This window comes from Spirosoma gilvum, from assembly GCF_054776815.1.
This window is the reverse complement of record NZ_BAAHBH010000009.1, coordinates 347,737-367,387: the sequence shown is the minus strand read 5'-3', so window position 1 is coordinate 367,387 and position 19,651 is coordinate 347,737. Positions and strand designations below refer to the sequence as shown.

Below are 19,651 nucleotides of genomic sequence, written 5' to 3'. Positions count from 1 at the left end.
AGAAAAAGGGAGGTTCAGACAGGCAAATCCCCTTTTTCTTTCTCCCTTTCTCCTGTTTTATTTAATACCCAAAGCTCAAGCCCTTCAATTGCAGCACATTAGCTGACACGACGGCTTCTCCTTCTTTAAGACCACCCTGCACCACAACCCGGTCGGCCCGTTGCTGACCTAATTGAACAGCTCGCCGTTCAATAACCTGCGGTTCGGTTTTCACAAAAACATAATCGCGCCCCTGCACTGTTACGACCGCATCGCGCGAAACAGTCATAAAATTGCCATCGACAACCCCAAACTGAACCGTGGCAAACATACCTGCCTTCAATCGGCCATCGGGATTAGCCACAGAAATCCGAAGTTTGATCTGGCGGGTGGTGTTATCGACATAATCATTGACATTATCGATCACCCCCAGGAACCGCTCGTTGGGAAAGGCCGTAAAATTGAGTGTACACTTCAGACCGCTCCGAATACTACCAAACTGATTCTCAGGAATTTCACAAACAACCAGAATGGTATTCGGTCGGGCTTGTCGTAGGGCTTTCGGGTCGAAACCGGCCAGTTTCAGCGTAGCTTCGTCCGAAATAATAGCCGCTTCTTCATTAGCCAGTTGCGTTTGGGCTTCTATAACTTCTTTGCCCGATGCGGCTCCATGCGCCTGCAGATCCTTGATCCGTTCGAGGTTACCTTTCTGCGTCTGGATATTGATCCGGTGTTGTAGAATGGCGGTGTAATTATCCGACAGGCCAGGGTCGTCGAACAGCACCAGATGTTCCGCCGGATTCTCGACCGAGCGAACGACCATAGCGGCTATATGGCCGGGTGCCGAAAAATCGGTGCGAACAGCCGACGAATGAACCGCCTGGGTTTCGAAGGCCCGCATCATCACCGCGTCGGGAAAGGCAATTCGGCTCCCATCAGTACTAATAGTTGGGCGGGGTATAGCTTTGACAACCGATTTAGGTTTTTCTTTACAAGCCGCCGTCAAAAGCGTCAAGGCAATAAGGATATAGCGAAAGGTCATGGTTAGTACAAGTTGATCTGTCCGGTGACGTACAACAGCCGGACGTAATTCTGACGGTAAGTGTAAAGATTTTGGTAATAAGCCGTTTGCGTATCAAACCACGAGCTTTCGGCCTGAAGCAGGTCGATCAGAGTGGTGGCTCCTCGCAAGTAGGCATACCGAACAGATGCCAATACTCGGTCGGCATCGCGCCGAATGTTTACATACCGGTCGATGTTCTGACGACTGGTCATAAACGACTGATATGCCGTTTGTACCTCCGATCGGATTCGGGCCTGTACCAGCGTAGCCGCCTGACTTGCCTGCTCCTGCAATACCCTCGATTTTTGAATTTCGCCCTGATTGCGGCTATAAAAAGGCAACTCAATGGTCAGAAAAATACCCGCATACGGAATGGCATTCTGCGGGTTCCAGATCAAGCCTGCTTCGTTGCGCGGCTTAGCCAACACCTGCTGTAAGTCTACATTTCGTTTGGCCGACTCAATGTTCGCTTCAGCCGCCAGCACATCCGTTCGGTTGGCCGTAGCCAATCGCAATAGGCTATCAGCCGTTGCGTTGATGGTTGGGTACAATCGCAATGGGTTGGTAAAGGCCGGATGAATGATCGAATCATTCATTGCCACATTCACACTGTCGGCAATCCCTAATACGAGCTGCAATTCATTCAGACGATTACGAAGATCCTGCTGAGCCGTTCGGGTCTGGAGGTCATATTGATCCGAAATCAGCTGCGTTCGGGTCAGATCGGTTGTGGTAATGACCAGGTCTTTCAGCCGTACTTTGTTCAATTGGACCAGCGTATCCACATTGGCTTTAGCCCGCTGCAATAAAGCCAGTTGGATACGGGCATACCAGGCATCTAGGTATCGGTTGGCCGCATCGAACAATAAATTCCTCTCAGTTTCTGCAACACTCCGTATCGCCAGATTCGTATTGGCTTCGGCAAATCGGTTCCGGTAGGTACGTTTATTATATATATCAAACTCCTTGGTAGCCTGTAGCCAGAACTGCCGCCGTTGCCGATTCAACAGCCCGACCGCTTCGGCTCCGGGCGTCGGATTCAATTGAAACAACGTCTGATTATTCAGGACCGGATTTGGCCGAAGATTTGCAGTCACCTGATCGGCCTGGGCCGCATTGATGTTCAGCCGTTCGACTCGAAGAGCCGGGCTATTGGTGCGTACTTGTTGAAGCGTCTGTCGTAAGTTTAGCGTGACCTGGGCCGAGGCTGACAAAGAAAGGAATCCAACAAACAACAGAGAATATGATGCAATTTTTAACCTCATCCGCTTAGAAATGCCTTAACAAAATAACGCTTCATCCATTCGATTACCGAAGAATCAGAATTAAAAGGTAGTTAAATGTACTTATGGCTATTTTTACAAACTGTTAAAACCTAGGCAGTGCACCCAGGTCTTTAGAAAGGCGATTACTTAGAAGAAATACCTATACCCATATTAAATAGGCAACGTGATGAATAGTAAAAAAAGGATCCGTAACTAATGCATCGGTAGCTCTACCGGCTTTACTTGACAATGAAATTTCTGGTTTATCTCTGTATTGGCTTATTTCTGTTCACGTCCTGTAGCCAGCGGTCACTACGAATCATTGACAAACCGATTGTCTTTGATGAACAACGGCGACAACTTTCGCTCGACTATCTGGCCAAACGACATGGTCTGGAGCAGGCATCCCCCTACATCAAGCCCAAAATGATTGTGTTGCACTGGACGGCCGTACCAACGCTGGAAGCAACCTTCAAAATCTTTAATCCTTCTGTATTACCGGACCGCCCTGACCTTCAGGCCGCCAGTCCTCTGAATACATCCGTACCGTTTCTGGTGGACCGGGATGGTACTATTTTTCGCTTATTGCCCGATACGACCTTCGCCCGGCATTGTATTGGTCTGAATTACTGCGCCATCGGAATCGAAAATATTGGCAATAACGACCTGACCCGAGCCCAGATGAAAGCCAATGTGCAACTGGTTCGGTATTTGAAACGACACTATCAGGGTATCGACTACCTGATCGGTCATTATGAGTATACGGATTTCATAGGCACTTCACTCTGGCGGGAAACAGACCCCAACTACCTGACCAGCAAGCAGGATCCAGGCAAGCCGTTTATGCGAAAAGTCAGAAACCGGGTCAAAGATTTACACTTAAAAGGAAGCCCACGCGAGGCTAACCCCCTTGATTTGCCAACGCTGGTGCAATAGAAGACAGTAGACTCTTATTTAGTGATCTCACTTTTTCCAAACTTCGTTCCGAAGAAATCGCCTTTGTTCCAGGTTGGGCGCTGATCGTCCTGCGCGGTTAGATAGCCGACTAAAAACTGTAGCTGAGCGTGTTTAGCTGCCGATTTAAAATCGAACGGCTGGTTCATATCGTCCTGGGGTGAGTGATAAATGGACGCCCGCCAGTCGAGGTTGAGTTTGGTGCCGTCGAGGTTCGGGTTTCCGGTTTGCGAACCACTCTTGATGAACAAAGCTGGAATGCCCTGCCGCACAAAACTAAAGTGGTCGCTCCGCATAAATACCGTTTGCTCAGGGATCGGGTCAGGGCTAATTGCCACGCCCAGAAAGCTGGCGGCCTGTTTTACTTCTTTACTCAGGCTCGAATGTTCGGCTCCATAAGGAACAATATCGAGCAGTGGATGAAAAAAGAAGGGCATATCGAGCGTCAGATTTGCTACAATTTTTTCTTTGGGCACGGTTGGGTTTGAGGCAAAATAATCGGAGCCGAGCAAGCCCATTTCTTCGCCCGTAACGCACACAAAAAGCACCGACCGCCGGGGAGCTTTGGGTAACGCCGTAAACAGTCGGGCCGTTTCGAGGTTGATGGCCACCCCCGATGCGTTGTCATGAGCGCCATTGTAAATGGAATCACCTTTAACTATTCGGCCAATACCCAGATGGTCGAGGTGAGCTACATACACAACGTATTCATTTTTCAGGACAGGGTCGGTGCCGGGCAGCATCGATACCAGGTTAAAACCAGCCACATCTTCAACCAGATCGGTCTGTGTTCGCATCCGGGCCGAAACATTCAACGGAAACGCCTGCGGACGATTCTTATTCGCCTGTTTTATGGCATCGGCAAACGATGTAGGGGCATTGGCAAAGAGCAGCCGAGCCGTTGAATCACCCAGCGAAGCCGCACACTTAATGGCCGGAAATGTGCGCTGAGGTTTTCCCTGTTTATCGACCCAGCGATAAATACCCTGCCGATTGCGGGGTGCGGCCGTTTCGATGCGATTGCGAAGGTCGGTAGGCATGCTAAAGGCAATGGTTCCCACAGCTCCATGCGCTACCGCATTCTCAGCCTTCGATGAGGAATAATACGCCCGTTGATTGGACGGGAAACTGGCCGGAGCACCGTTCAGAAAAGCGACAATCTTTCCTTTTACATCAATACCCGTATAGTCGTCATAATCGAGCTCGGGAGCCGAAACCCCATAGCCGACAAAAACGACGGGCGCCGACACGTCATTGGTTGGATGGTCGGGGGTTGGGTTCAGGATAAATTGTTTACCGTATTGCAGCGATTGTTCACGGCCATTAGCCACCAGCGTCATCGAGCTACTCGCTTCGTTTGTCTGCCAACGACGCAAAGGCACAGCCTGCCGGAACGATTTATTCTCCCCCGCTGGCTGTAAGCCGAGCGCTTTAAACTGGGCAATCACATAATCGGCGGCCATTGCAAAACCACGCGTACCGGGTTTTCGACCTTTCAGCGAGTCGTTGGCCAGAATACGCATGTGTGTTTTGATTGCATCGGGCCGAGCTGTTTTTACGGCTTCCTGAACATCGGCAGGAATGGCGCTGGACTGTCCGAATGAAAAACTTAGCCCGCAGAGAGTCAGGCATGAGCTGAGAAGTGTTGTAGCAATTGAGCGCATTGGCAACAGAGTGAACGAAACGATTGGCTAAGATAAGTCGCCATTTTAGCAGAACCAATTGGAATTCTTACCAGAAATGACTTCGTTCGGTTGAGGATTTACAAAGGGTGATATATTTGAGACCCTAATTTTAAGAAAGCCCGTCTAAAGGCTTACGAACACGACGCAAACGACAAACCATGAAGAAACGCCCGATACTAATTGACTGCGACCCCGGTCACGATGATGCCGTGATGCTCATGCTGGCCATTGGCAGCGACTTATTCGATATCAAAGCCATCACCACCTCGGCTGGCAATCAAACGCAGGCTAAGACTCTCAAGAACGCCCTGAAAATTATGGCGCTGACCGGTGCCAACATCCCCGTCTACAAAGGCGCTGATAAACCGTTATTTCGTGAGCTGATCATTGCTGACTATGTACACGGCGAAATGGGAATGGACGGCCCTAGTTTGCCCGAGCCAACACTTCAACCCGAATCCTTATCGGCCGTTGAAGCCATTGCGAAGATTCTGACCGAGAGCGACGAAAACATTACCCTCGTACCCACCGGCCCGTTGACCAATATTGCCACGTTTCTGTTGGCCTACCCGCACCTAAAATCAAAAATTGAGCGTATCTCGATCATGGGTGGCGGGGCTTTTCGAGGCAATATGACTCCTACGGCCGAATTCAACATCTATGTCGATCCAGAAGCCGCAGCGATTGTGTTTAGTTCAGGTGTGCCGATCACCCTGTGCGGCCTCGACGTAACCCACAAGGCGCTGGTTTTCCAGGAAGATATCGAAAGATTTCGGGCAATGGGTAATCAGTCGGGGAAGGTAGTGGCTGAGTTGATGGACTTCTTCTCGATTTTTTACCGGCAGGAACGCCCGGAACTGAACGGAGGAGCTGCGCTACACGATCCGTGCGCCATTGCCTGGCTGATCGACCCGTCACTATTCCAGTCGAAAGCTTGCTTTGTAGATGTCGAAACAGCAGGAAAACTTACTACCGGCACCACCGTCGTTGACTTCTTTAATGTCCTGAAAAAGACACCAAATGTCGAATTCGTACACGACATTGATCGGGAAGGCTACCTCAATCTGATCTACGACGCCGTGCAGAAGTTACCATAGATTTATTTTTCGACAGGATTAACAGGATTGACAAGATTACAGCATAAGTAACAATCTTGTCAGTCCTGTTAATCCTGTCGAAAACCTAAAACCACGGTCGCTTCACTTTAAAGGAGCGTTTCAACCCACTGATCATCAGGAAAGCACCTAATAAGCCAAAGATAATGGCGAGGGTGGTGATGTGCAGAATGGCAAACACAACGGCCACCAAAATCACAATAATGGATGCTTTCAACTTCCAGCTAATCCGTTGCCACCAGTTTAGCTCTTTCCGAAGTGGCATCCCCAGACTTTGCCGAATCCGGTTGCCTAGCTTGAGTTGATTTTTAGGTTTAGGCCGAGGATCGGGTTGCTGTGTGCTCGTTTCTTTTTCTGTTGCCAGCATACGCTCGACCCGATGCATTCGCTGTTCAACACGCTTACTGTGGACAGGCTCATTTTTCAGACTCGCTACCGGCTCCGGCACAACGGTAGGCGCAGGAGACGCCGGTTGCTCAACCAAGGAATCGACTGCCGGAAGTATATCGTTAGCCGGAACGGCCTGTTTGTCAACGGCTAATCGGGTAGCTGCGGGATATGCTGTCCGCTGAAAGTAGGCAGCGGGCCGGTGGCAGGACGATAGGAATAGGCAAAAAACGGCTAGCAAAAAAAGACTATACTGTTTCATCAGGTCGCGGATTGTACGGTTGACCGGCCAACGCCAAAGTCCCCTCTACAACGAATCAAACGGGTCGGTTAATATGGCTCCGCCGAAAAAGCCTACCTTTGCCCCCATGAAACCAGAGAACGATCCCCGGCCCTGGCAGGTCGAAAATTCCGAATATATCCACCAATTACCGTGGTTTACGGTCCGAAAAGACGCCATTCGGATGGAGAATGGAGGCTCTATTCCCAACTATTTTATTTTCGAATATCCCGACTGGATCAATGTCGTTGCCGTCACGACCGAAGGGCAACTGGTTCTGATCCGGCAGTACCGACATGGCATTGGCGACGTTCACTATGAACTCTGCGCGGGCGTTGTCGACCCTGGCGAAGAGCCTCTGGTAGCCGCCCAGCGTGAACTACTGGAAGAGACTGGTTTTGGGGGTGGTACGTGGCAGCATCTGATGACCTTATCGGCTAACCCCGGTACCCACGCTAACCTGACGCACTCCTTTCTGGCTACGGGGGTCGAACTGAAGCAGGCGCAACATCTGGAAAAAACAGAAGAAATCACCGTCCATATTGTATCGCGGGAACGGGCGCAGGAAATCATCGATTCGGGCGAAATGATGCAGTCATTGCACCTGGCCCCGTTGCTGAAATACCTGTCTGAACCGGGATTTTTATGATTAAGCTGACCGACTTTGATTGTATTATTAGATGGTTGATGCCCTTTAGCATTGCTTAGACAAGTATCTTTGCCGTCCAAATTGGCAGCCACTGAATGTCAAATACAATCAAGGACAGTCAATTTAATCACAAAAATCCTGGTTAAGAAGTGATTATCCCTCTTGCTCACCGCGCCGATCAGACGCAGGAATATTATTTTTCCGTTAAACTGGCCGAAGTTCGCCGTCTTCAGGCAGCTGGTCATGATATTATCAATTTGGGTATCGGCAACCCCGACCTGATGCCGTCGGCCAATACCATTGATGCGCTGATTCAGTCCGCCCAACAGCCGACGTCTCATGGTTATCAACCCTACAAAGGCACCGCTGGCCTACGTCAGGGTATAGCCAACTTCTATGCAGCAACCTACGGTGTGGGGTTAAATCCCGAAACAGACATACTTCCCCTGATTGGCTCGAAAGAAGGCATCACGCACATTTCGCTTACGTTTCTGAATGAGGGCGACGGCGTATTGGTACCCGAATTAGGTTATCCGGCCTATCGGGCCGTGAGTCAGATGGTTGGAGCGCGGGTGAGCGAGTATCCACTCCTTGAACAGGGCGGCTGGCAACCCGACTGGGAAGCAATGACCGATCTGGTAAAAGCATCGCCTGAGGGTTCCCGCACAAAAATCCTCTGGCTGAATTATCCGCACATGCCTACAGGCGCTCCGGCAACATATGCGCTGTTCGAAAAAGCAGTTCGGTTTGCCCATGATCATCAGGTACTCATCTGCCACGACAATCCCTACAGCCTGATTCTCAACAAAAAGAAGCCCATTAGCCTGCTGGCCGTAGATGGTGCGAACGAAGTGGGCATTGAGCTAAACTCCCTCAGCAAATCGCATAACATGGCCGGTTGGCGCATTGGCTGGCTGGCGAGTAGTAAACCATATGTCGATGCGGTATTGACCATCAAAAGCAACGTGGATTCCGGGCAATTCAAACCCCTGATGGATGCAGCCACCGAAGCCCTGACCAATTCTGAAGCCTGGCATCAGGAACGTAATGCAGTGTATCAGGGACGACTCGACGCGGTTCACGCCTTTCTGGATGCGCTGGGTTGTACCTACACCACCGATCAGGAAGGACTATTTATCTGGGCAAAGCTCCCCGACCGTGTAGAATCGGCTGAAGCCTTTGTGGATGACCTGCTTATTAACAAGCATATTTTCATTGCGCCCGGCTTCATTTTCGGTCCGAAGGGTAATCGATATGTACGGGTGTCGTTGTGTATGCCGAAGGAACGAATAACAGCAGCAGTTGACCGTCTGAACCAGGATTTTTAGGATTGAACTGACAGACCTTGATTAATGAAGAGAAACTATTTTAGGCGCTGATTTCACTATTTGAACTTTTTGTTCAATAGGCGTTTGAATTGTAAGCTAGAGCTTCCAAAATTAATGAGCATTCCGATCTCAAGATTGTAAGCTTCTAAATAATTAATTGCCTGCGCGAGATGATCATCAGTAAGGGCAGCTATAGCCTTTAATTCAATAGACAAGGTATTTTCTACCAGAAAGTCTACTCTGCGAGAACCAATATGCCTACCTTTAAAATAGATTGGCATATCAAATTCACGAGCATAGGTAATTCCACACTCTTCCAGTTCTATCGCCAGTGCTCTTTGGTATATAACTTCTTGAAATCCGTTGCCCAGTATCTTATGCACTTCAAAAACACATCCTATTACTTTACCAGTTAACTCCGAGTATTTGTATTTCGAGTTAATCATTGTCTAAAAAGTAACTGAACGGCAATATAATGATTATATAACATTCATAATTGATAAATGAATAATCAAAGTCTGTCAGTTCAATCATAAAAATCCCGGTTCAGATGACAGTTTCTATAGTAGGTATTGGTTTGTTAGGTGGGTCGTTTGCTCTGGCCGTACGCGAAAAATACCCCAAAATGCGCTTCATTGGCGTTGATACATCGGCCGTAAATGGCCAATTGGCGCTGGCCAAAGGCATTGTCGATGATGTATTGCCGCTGCCGGAGGCCGTCGCGCAAAGTACATTGGTGGTTATGGCTACACCCGTCAATACCATCATCAACTTATTACCAACCGTACTTGACCTACTGCCCAGAGGTGCTACGGTTGTCGATCTGGGATCAACGAAGGAAACCATCTGTGCGGTGGCCGATGCCCATGCCAAACGGGCACAGTTCGTAGCGGCTCACCCAATGGCAGGTACCGAAAATTCTGGTCCAGGAGCTGCTTTCCGGGAGTTGTTGCCAGGTAAAAACCTCATCATCTGCGACCGAGAGAAAAGTAATCCTGATAGTGTAACGTTGGCCGAAAGCCTGTTCCGTGACATCGGCATGAAGCTGTTTTACATGACTCCACAGGAGCACGACCTGCATCTGGCTTACGTGTCGCACCTGAGTCATATCAGTGCCTTTGCCCTTGGCCTTACGGTATTGGAAAAAGAAAAAGACGAAAAAGCAATTTTCGACATGGCCAGCACCGGTTTCAGTTCGACGGTCCGTCTTGCCAAAAGCTCACCTCAAATGTGGGCCCCCATTTTCGACCAGAACCGAGTCAACGTTTCGGATGCGCTGGCCGCTTATATTGAGTTCTTACAAAAATTCAAGGAAGTCATTGACGAGCAGGACATCAACACCTCCCTCGAATTCATGCAGCGCGCTAACGTAATCCGGCGGGTACTGGACGGCATTGAAAAACGGTAAGGAAACAAAACTTTATCAGGTTGCTGACACAAAATCGGGTTTAAATGGTTTTAAGGTAAAGCCTCCACATCTGGAGTGTTGAACCTGAATGATCTGCAAAACCTATGCAAGCAACTGAATCCGCTGAATCACAACTAGCCGCTCAAGCCGGAACAATAACGATCGGTGGCGACCTAACCGTCAACCGAATGGCGTATGGCGCGATGCGCATCACGGGCGATGGCATCTGGGGACCGCCTAAAGACCATGACGAAGCCATCCGTGTACTAAAGCGCTCGCTGGAGCTGGGCATCAATTTCATCGATACCGCCGACAGTTACGGCCCCTATGTATCGGAAGAACTGATTGCCGAAGCTCTTCACCCCTATCCTGATGGGCTAGTGATTGCTACCAAGGGTGGTTTACTCCGTACAGGGCCTAACAAGTGGCCAGTCGATGGCAGCCGTCGGCATCTGGAAGAAGCATTGAATGGCAGTCTGAAACGGTTAAAACTGGATCGAATCGACTTATACCAGCTTCACCGCTTCGATTCCAAAGTCTCGTCCGACGAATATCTGAGTTTTCTACAGGAAGCCCAGCAACAGGGGAAAGTTCGGCACATTGGCCTGTCGGAAGTGAGTATCGATCAGATTGAAGCAGCCCAAACGTATTTTGATGTGGTCTCGGTACAGAACAAGTACAATTTTGGCGATCAGACCTGGAACGATGTGCTGAAATACTGTGAGCAAAATGGCATCGCCTTTATCCCCTGGTTCCCCCTCAATGCCGGTGATGTGTCGGCTCAACAGGTGATCCAGAAAGTAGCGGCCCGCCATCAGGTTGACGGCAAACCCGCTACCGATTACCAGATTGCGCTGGCTTGGCTTTTAGCAGCCTCGCCCGTTATGCTCCCCATTGCCGGAACCTCATCTGTCAAGCACTTGGAAGAGAACGTAAAAGCATCTACCATTAAGCTAACAGAAGAGGACTTGGCCGATATGCCTTTGCCGAAGTAGCACACGGTTGTTGGCTAATGCTTCACCTATTCCTGCGTCAGCCAACCGTAGACCATCAATCCTAAACATAACCAATTACCAATATGCTGACTCAAACTAAACAAGACCCGCAGCAGTTGTTGGCCAACACTCTGCGTCGATTGCAGCAGGATGCTGAGCATATCAGTCCGGTCGATGAGCTGATCAATCAGTGGAGTGGTGCCCTTGGTGAAGGGAATCTGACCCTTGAGAATGTTGCCGATGAATTATTTTCGTTGAAACAGGCCCTCAAAGAAGGAAAATCCCCGAAAATTGCCGGGTCGCTGCATACACTCAGTAAATTGACAAAGCGAGCGGCTAGTGAAGTGTCAGACGTAGGTTTGGTTGGTCAGTTAACGCAACTGGCTCAGGTACTTGAAGAGCTATCGGGCAAGGCAGCTCAGTCACGCTAATAAATTGATATATAACTTTTTTGTCATTCCGACGCAGGAGGAATCTCAAGCTTGACTAATAAGCACCATTGAGATTTCTCCTGCGTCGGAATGACAAAAGCTAGCACTACGCTGCTTTTTCAAGCGATTTAATCCGATTCAATGCACTCTGCAATTCGGTCAGTTGTTTCTGCAGATCCTCCTTGATGTAAGCCGGAATATGGTCTTTATCAATCGCATCCTGATAAGCTTCAACGGCTGCATTTTCGCCAAACTCAACCGAGCTTAAGATAGAGTCCCGGTCCTTGCCCGTTATGGCCGACTTGATATCGATCCAGGCACGGTGAATTTTACTCGTCACATCGGTTGATGTAGCATCCGATACGGCCATACCATCAATTCGAACAATATGATCGGCCAGTTGGCTACGGAAATTTTGACTTTGTACTACATAATGGCGGAACAGATCGTCCAGCCCAGCATCTTCGTTGTCTTTAATTGCTTTTTCGTATCCCTGAATCCGGTCATTATTAATTTTGACCAGTTCGTTCAGATCATCAACAATTTCGTCGTTCGTAATCATAATAGTTGATTTTCGATTGGTTATTAATCGAATTTACAACTTGATGTACGGGTAATTGTTTACGAAAAATCGGTTCAAAAGTCGTTTTTAAGGCATTGTCGTAATGCTCCGTATCCTTACGGACGATCCTTTTTCATAAGCATATTGACTGGACGGACTGCCTAACGAAATCTGAGTAATGACGCCATTCCAGCCGTTCAGTTGGCTTGTATTTATTTCGTAAGTCCTGAACTGTCCGTCACCAATAATCGGAAAATCGACAGACTGACCGGGCTCTTCGTGCAGATCCTGATCGCCAAATTTTCGCCAGATTAACCGGGCCGTACTCCCCTTTGTCTGAAAAGCAGCCTGTATGTATAGCTTGGGTATATCCGATGCCTGCCAGAACGCCAGCGGGCTAAGAATCCGAAAATCCTTCGATGATGAATCGTCACGAGCCCAGCGAACATTCAATTCGTTTTGGATAGGCCATCCTTTGTCGCGAGTGTGATAGTAATACCATCCCTGCCGGTCAGCAACAAACTTAAAATTAGGAGCCGACGGACCTCGTGGCTGATTATAGGCAAACTGCCGAATATCGGCCAATGAACCCACGACCAGCGTATACTCGAATTCGTAGGTTCCATTGTGATCGATCAGCAGGTAGGGCTGGCTGGTTACGTAGCCGCTCGACACATCGAACTCGCCCCCGGTATGGGTTGTCCCAAAACCCGCCGACCCAAAGCGTACTTCCCCTTTCGGTTTATACAGACCCACACCACGACCTTCTGTATTCAATAAGGCAATCCAGTTTTCGCTACCAAACCGATTGACCACATCCTGATTGGTGAACTCAGAAACAGCGTCGTTCGTAAACGGCTTCGGCCCGTTATACGTAATGATCCGGTAATAAGGGCCCGTCAGGTATACACAGGGAGCCTCCTGGGTTCGGGCTTCATACTGGGTGGTGTCGGCTCGGAAAACAGTCATCTTACAGCGGACATGAATGGTATTATCCTTCAGTTCAATCCAGTGTTCGTACGAGCACTCGGCGGGTTCATTAAAAAGGGGCCAGATCAAGGGAACGGTCTTGACATACAACGTATTCTGCCCTTGCTGGTAACTAACCACTTTGGCAGGATGATTGAAATAGTCGCCCGTCTGAACCGGATTCCACCCCAGGTTCCGCCATTGATAAACTGGGTCTTTGCCGTTTACGCTGTACGGATAAGGCCCTGCATACATCGAGGTCTGTATCTGTCGGCCTAGGTCGTTATTATTAACTATGTTTACATTGCTACCAGCCTCCGACAGATACGTAATGGCCCCTCCTGCATTAAGATCAATGGCCATACGAACTTTATCATTGGCCAGATACAATCGTTTCTGCGATGACTCCTGCGTCTGAGAAGGCAATCCACCTCCGGCCGGATTGGTCACCACGGGTGCTTTGTGTGGGTCTGTGGATGGATAATCCCGAACGCAGGTGACAGCCAGGCAACTAACCAAAACGCAAACTATAAGTAAATAATATCGTGTCATAACGTATCGACGTTTCGAATCCAAATTAGTAAAAAGTGACCGTATAGGCAGCGCTTTCTAACAGAACTTATCCAGTGTTTTCAGCTACCAATCGCAATTAGATTGCTGTCCTTGTGATTCAATTGCTTGTGAAACGGTTGTAATCAAGCCATCAGTACCTTCTGTTAAACCGCTAGAACGCAATAGCTCAAAAGCTAATACATTCTTTGCCTCCTCGCGTCTTTGCGGTTCAATTGACTGCTATTAATAGCTCGTAAAATAGGTGAACTTATAGCTTAAAAATGCTTACATCTGATTTTATTCTAAAATTCTCCTTTTCCATTCCCCGGTAAACCCCTAATTTTGCAGGATTTTTGACCGCCCCCTCCTACCAGGGGTCGCCAGATACTGCGCTTAGCTTATTATTCATTCGGGGCCGCCCGGCCAACCCATCCGTGTGGTGGACGTGCTCATGCGGTTCATTGCCCTGCTGAAAAATGCCTAAAAATACCAACATTCGCTCAGTTCTGATTATCGGCTCAGGCCCCATTGTGATCGGCCAGGCTTGTGAATTCGATTATGCCGGATCGCAGGCAGCACGCTCCATCCGCGACGAAGGCATCGAAGTAGCCCTGATCAACTCCAATCCGGCTACGATCATGACTGATCCGATCAATGCCGATTATGTTTACCTGTTGCCGCTGGAGAAGAAGTCCATCATTGAAATCCTGATAAAACATCAGGAAATGGGTAAGCCCATCGATGCTGTTCTGCCAACCATGGGTGGACAGACCGCTCTGAACCTGGCTATCGACTGCGAAAAAGCCGGTATCTGGCAGAAATATGGCGTTCAGATCATCGGTGTTGACATTAAAGCGATCGAAACGACCGAAGACCGTGAGAAATTCCGGCTGCTGATGCTCAAACTAGGGGCAGGTGTCTGTAAAGGACGTACCGCCCGCTCGTTTCTCGAAGGCAAAGAAATTGCTCAGGAAATTGGCTTCCCGCTCGTTATTCGGCCTTCATTTACCCTGGGTGGAACCGGTGGTGGCTTTGTGAATACTCCCGAAGAATTCGATAAGGCGCTAACCCACGGCTTACATGCCTCGCCCGTTCATGAAGTGCTGGTTGAGCAGAGCGTGATGGGCTGGAAAGAGTACGAGCTGGAACTCCTACGCGATGGCAATGGTAATTTCATCATTATCTGCTCCATCGAAAACTTCGACCCGATGGGCATCCATACGGGCGACAGCATTACGGTAGCGCCAGCCATGACTCTGCCTGATACGCTATATCAGGAAATGCGTGACCTGTCGATTCGGGTTATGGAGGGCATTGGCCAGTTTGCGGGTGGTTGTAATATCCAGTTCTCGGTCAATCCGCAGACCGACGAAATTATTGTTATCGAAGTAAACCCACGGGTAAGCCGGTCGTCGGCATTGGCGTCGAAAGCAACGGGTTATCCGATTGCCAAGATCTCGGCTAAAATGGCCATTGGCTACAATCTCGACGAGCTGATCAACCCCATTACGGGCACTACATCGGCGTTCTTCGAGCCTGCTATCGACTATGTGATCGTGAAAGTACCGCGCTGGAACTTCGACAAGTTTCCGGGTGCCGACCGATCGCTGGGTCTGCAAATGAAGTCGGTAGGCGAAACGATGGGAATCGGCCGGAACTTCCAGGAAGCGCTGCAAAAAGCCTGTCAGTCGCTCGAAATCCGACGTAATGGCCTGGGTGCCGATGGTCACGAACTAACCGACCGGGCTGCCCTGACCGAAAGCCTGAAACACCCAAGCTGGAACCGACTATTCCATATCTACGATGCGTTTAAAGCGGGGATGTCGTTCCGGACCATTCAGCAACTGACGCGTATCGATCCGTGGTTCCTGCACCAGATCGAAGAACTGATTGAACTGGAACGCGAAATTCAGCAGTACGATCTGGAAGACCTTCCGCCCGAACTGCTGCGTACGGCCAAACAGAAAGGCTATGCCGACCGACAACTGGCTCACCTGCTTCAGGTAAAAGAAAGTAAGGTGTATCAGTATCGTCAGGCACACAACATTCGTAGGGTGTACAAGTGTGTGGATACCTGCGCGGCTGAGTTTGAGGCCAGAACGCCTTACTACTATTCAACCTTCAACAACCAGGTACCCATCACGACCGATCATGCCGAGCCGGTTTCAGATCTGCCGGGCAATGAATCGGTTCGGAGCAACCGCAAAAAAGTGGTTGTACTCGGATCGGGGCCGAACCGGATTGGACAGGGTATTGAGTTCGACTATTCGTGTGTACACGGTGTATTGGCGGCCAAAGAAGCGGGTTATGAAACCATCATGATCAACTGTAACCCCGAAACCGTATCGACTGACCCCGATATTGCCGATAAGCTCTACTTTGAGCCGGTTTTCTGGGAGCACGTTCATGCCATTATCATGCACGAGCAACCCGAGGGTGTCATTGTGCAGTTGGGTGGTCAAACGGCCCTGAAAATGGCCGAGAAGCTGACCCGCTATGGCATCAAAATTATTGGTACAAGTTGGGAAGCCCTCGACCTGGCCGAAGATCGGGGTCATTTCTCCGAAATGCTCCGCAAACTGGACATTCCCTATCCGAAATTTGGTACAGTTCGGGAATCGGAAGCCGCTATCGACCTGTCGCGTGAGTTGGGTTTCCCACTGCTGGTTCGCCCGAGCTATGTACTGGGTGGACAGAGCATGAAAATCGTGATCAACGAGAACGAGTTGGAGGCACACGTGATGAAAATTCTGGAAGATATTCCTGATAACAACATCCTGCTCGACCACTTCCTCGAAAATGCGATTGAAGCCGAAGCCGACGCCATCTGCGATGGTGAAGATGTGTACATCATCGGCATTATGGAGCATATCGAACCGGCGGGCATTCACTCAGGCGATTCATATGCGCTGCTACCACCATTTGATCTGAGCGAGAACGTAATCAACCAGATTGAGGAGTACACGAAGAAAATAGCCGTGGCACTGAAAACCGTAGGGTTGATCAATATCCAGTTTGCCATCAAAGATGAGCAGGTATATGTGATCGAAGCCAACCCACGTGCCAGCCGGACTGTACCGTTCATTTGCAAAGCCTATCAGGAACCGTACGTCAACTACGCGACCAAGGTAATGCTGGGAGATAAGAAGGTGAAGGATTTCAACTTCAAACCTGTTAAAAAAGGGTACGCGATCAAAATACCGGTGTTCTCGTTCAGCAAATTCCCGAACGTCAACAAGGAGCTTGGCCCCGAAATGAAATCGACTGGCGAAGGCATCTACTTCATCGATGACCTCACCGACGATTACTTCCAGAAGGTCTACTCCGAACGGAATCTGTACCTGAGTCGCTAAGAAACAAACCGCCCCAATCGTCAGACGATTGGGGCGGTTTGTTTCTTAGCGAACGAAGCTATGGCTGTATCCGTCCGTGATTTTGATGTCGTATAAGGTCAATTTATCAGTCTGAAAAACCATTCCCTGGCTTCCATACAGAATTGGGACATATTTTTGATACGATCCCGTATAGGACTTTTTGTTACTGATCACTAATACATACTCATCGTTCTTGGCGGCTTTCTGAACGGTATAATCACTCGAAAAAAAGACCGTATCGGAGCGTGTAATTGTCAGCTTTCCGACCTCATTGAGCCGTAACAGAACTTGTTCACCCGGTTGAGGCTTATAGGTTTTACCTGCAATTCCCCCGGTTGACTGCTGCCATGTCCAGTTCCCTACATATTCTGGTGATGCCGTGTCTTTATGGCATCCGCTCAGTAATGAAGCAACAACTAAAAACGTAAGTACAACAAGCCTTGACGGATTCATCATCTTCGTATAAATTGACTGGTAAACCCATCAGCAGCATTTTCGCTAATCGTCAATGTATTCATAGCTGTCACAGATATGATACCCCAAAAGGCAACGGGTACAGAGTTGGTTCCGTTCAAATTTGAAACAATTGGTCCTACTGGCTCAAGATCGGGGCCATCTTTACCCGAATAAATACTTTTTGTCTGCTTTATCTGAAATGCACCACTTATAAGAAGAGAATCATTTCGATACAGCGCAAAATGATTATCAGTCGATAAGTGCAGGGTGACTTTTTCGCCAGGTTTAGCTTTATAACCCCCTCCTGCAATACCGCCCGTAGTACCCTGCCATAGCCAATCACCTACTAATCCAGCCGGAACGCCATCGGGATGGCAGCCAGTCAGCAGGGTAGACACCGAAAGTATAAACATTAATAATCTCAACCGTTTCATGATGTATCATACCAATTTTTTGATTAAGATACATACTGAAACAAAAAGGTTGGAACGGTGGCCATAAAATAGGGTTTCAGTTATCACTAAAGTCCATCGGCCCGCCTTACGTGAAGCAAAGCGGGCCGATGGGCTATATATCAGATTGATTAAAACCCTAAGCCAAGCGTAAAGCCCCGTACCGTTGGATTGCCGCTAAGGCTTGTACCCGCCGTGGCCGCACCCGTTGCCAGATTGATCGTGTACACGCGTGTCATGCCACCAGCGCGCAACAAAGCGTAGGCCGTACCGCTGGTTCCACCAATATCAAATCCGTTGGTACTTTCTACGTCCACCCCTAAAGCTCCTACATTCACCAGAACACCGTTGTTGGGCGGGTTTTGCTGAAAGAGAAACGCTCCACCCGGACGAACATCAATATCATAGAGCACTGTCGAGCCAGCCCCGGCAAAATTGTTGGTATAAGCCGCAGCCGATACATTGGGTGTGCTGCCCGGTGGCGAAAAGGCCAGTGTACCATCGGTGGCGGTCAATGTACCATCGATTGGGTTCAGACGCAGATTTTGACCCGTATTGCTCACTACCCGAATCCGGTCGACCGTTGGGTTGAAGTCGAAACCGAAATCCGTTCCCGACAGCGTAAATAACCCAGCATTACCTACTGCAACAAGACTCCAGGCGTTTGAAGCCGCTACTGTAATGGTATAAAGTCGGTTCGAACTACCTAAGGCATACAGCTGACCATTGACCGGACGCGTATCCATCCCAAGCAGCGTTTCGCCCGGTTGCAAACCCGACAAGGTTTTCGACGTGACAGCCGTTGCATTTTGCGGATTGAAGATCAGCAGGTTGTTGGAACCGTCCAGCGCATAGGCAACTGGTTCGGTTGGGATAGCCAGGCCGATGACATTATTCTGCAAATCGCCCAGCTTTTGCAAACGCCCGGTCGACAGATTGATCTGCTGCAATTCGGATTTACCGTTAAAAGTCACAGCCACCAGTCCTTCGCCAGTAGGTGCAATGTCAAACCCAGCCGCGCCGGTTATGTCCAGACCCAGCGAACCAACGTCCACTAATGTGCCATTGTTCGGCGGATTTTGAATATATAGCCGGTCCGTAGCTGGATCTATGTCATACAATGTTGTCGTGGTGGCTCCGGCCCGGTTGTTGGTGTAGGCAACTTCAGAAATTGCCGCGCCCGGTACACCGTTGATGGGTATATCCGTAGCGGCTATAGTTCCTGTTTCGGGATTCAGCCGCAAATCGATACCGGTGTTGGTTACCAGTCGAATCCGGTCGACGGTCGGGTTGAAATCCAGCCCCATAACCGTACCAATATCACTTGATGTAAATGGGGTATCTGTCAGCGGACGAGCTGCTCCTGTGGTTGGGTTGATGACAAACAGGCGCTTCATGTTACTCACGCCATATAACTGACCAGTAGCCGGTCGAAAATCGATCGATAGAATCCGCTCGCCCTGTGGACCACCAGCCGGAAAGGTAATAGAAACAAAGTTCGAAGGAGCCGATGGGGTTCTGACGCTTACCCGCCAGAGTTGGTTGGCGTCTGTCAATACGTAGATGTTAACATCGGGCAGAAGGTTCAGATCAGGCACCATACGGTGGTCCTGACAACCGTTGAGTGTAACTAAACCGATAATCGTCAGTAGGGCAACTAAACGTCCGAGTAGTGTTTTATGAGTCATAGTCGTATTAATAGAAAGACATTGAGAAATCAGTCAATGCCTATACGATGCAGGCCCAA

Annotated in this window: 18 protein-coding genes; 8 read left to right on the top strand and 10 right to left on the bottom strand. The window is 49.2% G+C overall.

The genetic code is table 11. The features are described 5' to 3' along the window. Positions 1-61: 61 nt before the first annotated feature. On the bottom strand, positions 62-1,021 hold the full coding sequence (locus ACYVFD_RS23940) for an efflux RND transporter periplasmic adaptor subunit (RefSeq protein WP_461093030.1): 960 nt from the start codon (positions 1,019-1,021) through the stop codon (positions 62-64). 2 nt (positions 1,022-1,023) lie between these two features. Beyond that, positions 1,024-2,256: a TolC family protein gene (locus tag ACYVFD_RS23935; RefSeq protein WP_461093029.1), complete on the bottom strand. Its 1,233-nt coding sequence runs from the start codon at positions 2,254-2,256 to the stop codon at positions 1,024-1,026. A 300-nt stretch (positions 2,257-2,556) separates the two neighbouring features. On the opposite strand from ACYVFD_RS23935, the gene ACYVFD_RS23930 reads away from it, so the two are divergent. Beyond that, positions 2,557-3,243 carry a peptidoglycan recognition protein family protein gene (locus ACYVFD_RS23930; RefSeq protein ID WP_461093028.1) on the top strand — a complete coding sequence of 229 codons (687 nt, stop codon included), beginning with the start codon at positions 2,557-2,559 and terminating at the stop codon, positions 3,241-3,243. A gap of 14 nt (positions 3,244-3,257) precedes the next feature. On the opposite strand, the gene ACYVFD_RS23925 is transcribed toward ACYVFD_RS23930, so the two are convergent. Continuing rightward, positions 3,258-4,925: a M28 family metallopeptidase gene (locus ACYVFD_RS23925; protein ID WP_461093027.1), complete on the bottom strand. Its 1,668-nt coding sequence runs from the start codon at positions 4,923-4,925 to the stop codon at positions 3,258-3,260. Between the two features lie 179 nt (positions 4,926-5,104). On the opposite strand from ACYVFD_RS23925, the gene rihA reads away from it, so the two are divergent. After that, positions 5,105-6,043: a pyrimidine-specific ribonucleoside hydrolase RihA gene (rihA, locus tag ACYVFD_RS23920; RefSeq protein ID WP_461093026.1), complete on the top strand. Its 939-nt coding sequence runs from the start codon at positions 5,105-5,107 to the stop codon at positions 6,041-6,043. Between the two features lie 85 nt (positions 6,044-6,128). On the opposite strand, the gene ACYVFD_RS23915 is transcribed toward rihA, so the two are convergent. Continuing rightward, positions 6,129-6,710 carry a hypothetical protein gene (locus ACYVFD_RS23915; protein WP_461093025.1) on the bottom strand — a complete coding sequence of 194 codons (582 nt, stop codon included), beginning with the start codon at positions 6,708-6,710 and terminating at the stop codon, positions 6,129-6,131. 106 nt (positions 6,711-6,816) lie between these two features. On the opposite strand from ACYVFD_RS23915, the gene ACYVFD_RS23910 reads away from it, so the two are divergent. Further along, positions 6,817-7,377, top strand: a complete 561-nt coding sequence (locus ACYVFD_RS23910; protein WP_461093024.1) for an NUDIX hydrolase — start codon at positions 6,817-6,819, stop codon at positions 7,375-7,377. Positions 7,378-7,526: 149 nt separating this feature from the next. After that, positions 7,527-8,705 (top strand): pyridoxal phosphate-dependent aminotransferase, encoded by a 1,179-nt coding sequence (locus ACYVFD_RS23905; RefSeq protein WP_461093023.1) that lies wholly within the window; start codon positions 7,527-7,529, stop codon positions 8,703-8,705. Between the two features lie 56 nt (positions 8,706-8,761). Here the strand turns inward: ACYVFD_RS23905 and ACYVFD_RS23900 are convergent, their stop codons facing one another. Beyond that, on the bottom strand, positions 8,762-9,151 hold the full coding sequence (locus ACYVFD_RS23900) for a GxxExxY protein (RefSeq protein ID WP_461093022.1): 390 nt from the start codon (positions 9,149-9,151) through the stop codon (positions 8,762-8,764). 104 nt (positions 9,152-9,255) lie between these two features. Here ACYVFD_RS23900 and ACYVFD_RS23895 point away from each other — a divergent pair, with 104 nt between their 5' ends. From ACYVFD_RS23895 to ACYVFD_RS23885, 3 genes are all read left to right on the top strand, one after another. Continuing rightward, positions 9,256-10,113, top strand: coding sequence for a prephenate dehydrogenase (locus ACYVFD_RS23895; protein WP_461093021.1), 858 nt, complete (start codon positions 9,256-9,258; stop codon positions 10,111-10,113). A 104-nt stretch (positions 10,114-10,217) separates the two neighbouring features. After that, a complete protein-coding gene (locus ACYVFD_RS23890; RefSeq protein WP_461093020.1) occupies positions 10,218-11,108 on the top strand; it encodes an aldo/keto reductase in 891 nt (296 codons plus the stop codon). Between the two features lie 83 nt (positions 11,109-11,191). Beyond that, a complete protein-coding gene (locus ACYVFD_RS23885; RefSeq protein WP_461093019.1) occupies positions 11,192-11,539 on the top strand; it encodes a hypothetical protein in 348 nt (115 codons plus the stop codon). A 106-nt stretch (positions 11,540-11,645) separates the two neighbouring features. On the opposite strand, the gene ACYVFD_RS23880 is transcribed toward ACYVFD_RS23885, so the two are convergent. Continuing rightward, a complete protein-coding gene (locus ACYVFD_RS23880) occupies positions 11,646-12,101 on the bottom strand; it encodes a ferritin-like domain-containing protein (protein WP_461093018.1) in 456 nt (151 codons plus the stop codon). Between the two features lie 87 nt (positions 12,102-12,188). Next, entirely contained in the window at positions 12,189-13,622 is a 1,434-nt protein-coding gene (locus tag ACYVFD_RS23875) for a hypothetical protein (RefSeq protein WP_461093017.1), read from the bottom strand. A gap of 476 nt (positions 13,623-14,098) precedes the next feature. On the opposite strand from ACYVFD_RS23875, the gene carB reads away from it, so the two are divergent. Beyond that, the gene (gene carB, locus ACYVFD_RS23870; protein ID WP_461093016.1) at positions 14,099-16,975 is read left to right on the top strand and encodes a carbamoyl-phosphate synthase large subunit; all 2,877 of its coding nucleotides are present in this window, start codon (positions 14,099-14,101) and stop codon (positions 16,973-16,975) included. Between the two features lie 45 nt (positions 16,976-17,020). Here the strand turns inward: carB and ACYVFD_RS23865 are convergent, their stop codons facing one another. From ACYVFD_RS23865 to ACYVFD_RS23855, 3 genes are all read right to left on the bottom strand, one after another. Beyond that, the gene (locus ACYVFD_RS23865; protein WP_461093015.1) at positions 17,021-17,452 is read right to left on the bottom strand and encodes a hypothetical protein; all 432 of its coding nucleotides are present in this window, start codon (positions 17,450-17,452) and stop codon (positions 17,021-17,023) included. Continuing rightward, positions 17,449-17,886, bottom strand: a complete 438-nt coding sequence (locus ACYVFD_RS23860) for a hypothetical protein (protein ID WP_461093014.1) — start codon at positions 17,884-17,886, stop codon at positions 17,449-17,451. The genes ACYVFD_RS23865 and ACYVFD_RS23860 overlap by 4 nt, the downstream gene beginning before the upstream one ends. Positions 17,887-18,035: 149 nt before the next feature. Beyond that, entirely contained in the window at positions 18,036-19,592 is a 1,557-nt protein-coding gene (locus ACYVFD_RS23855; protein ID WP_461093013.1) for a DUF4394 domain-containing protein, read from the bottom strand. Between the last annotated feature and the right edge of the window lie 59 nt (positions 19,593-19,651).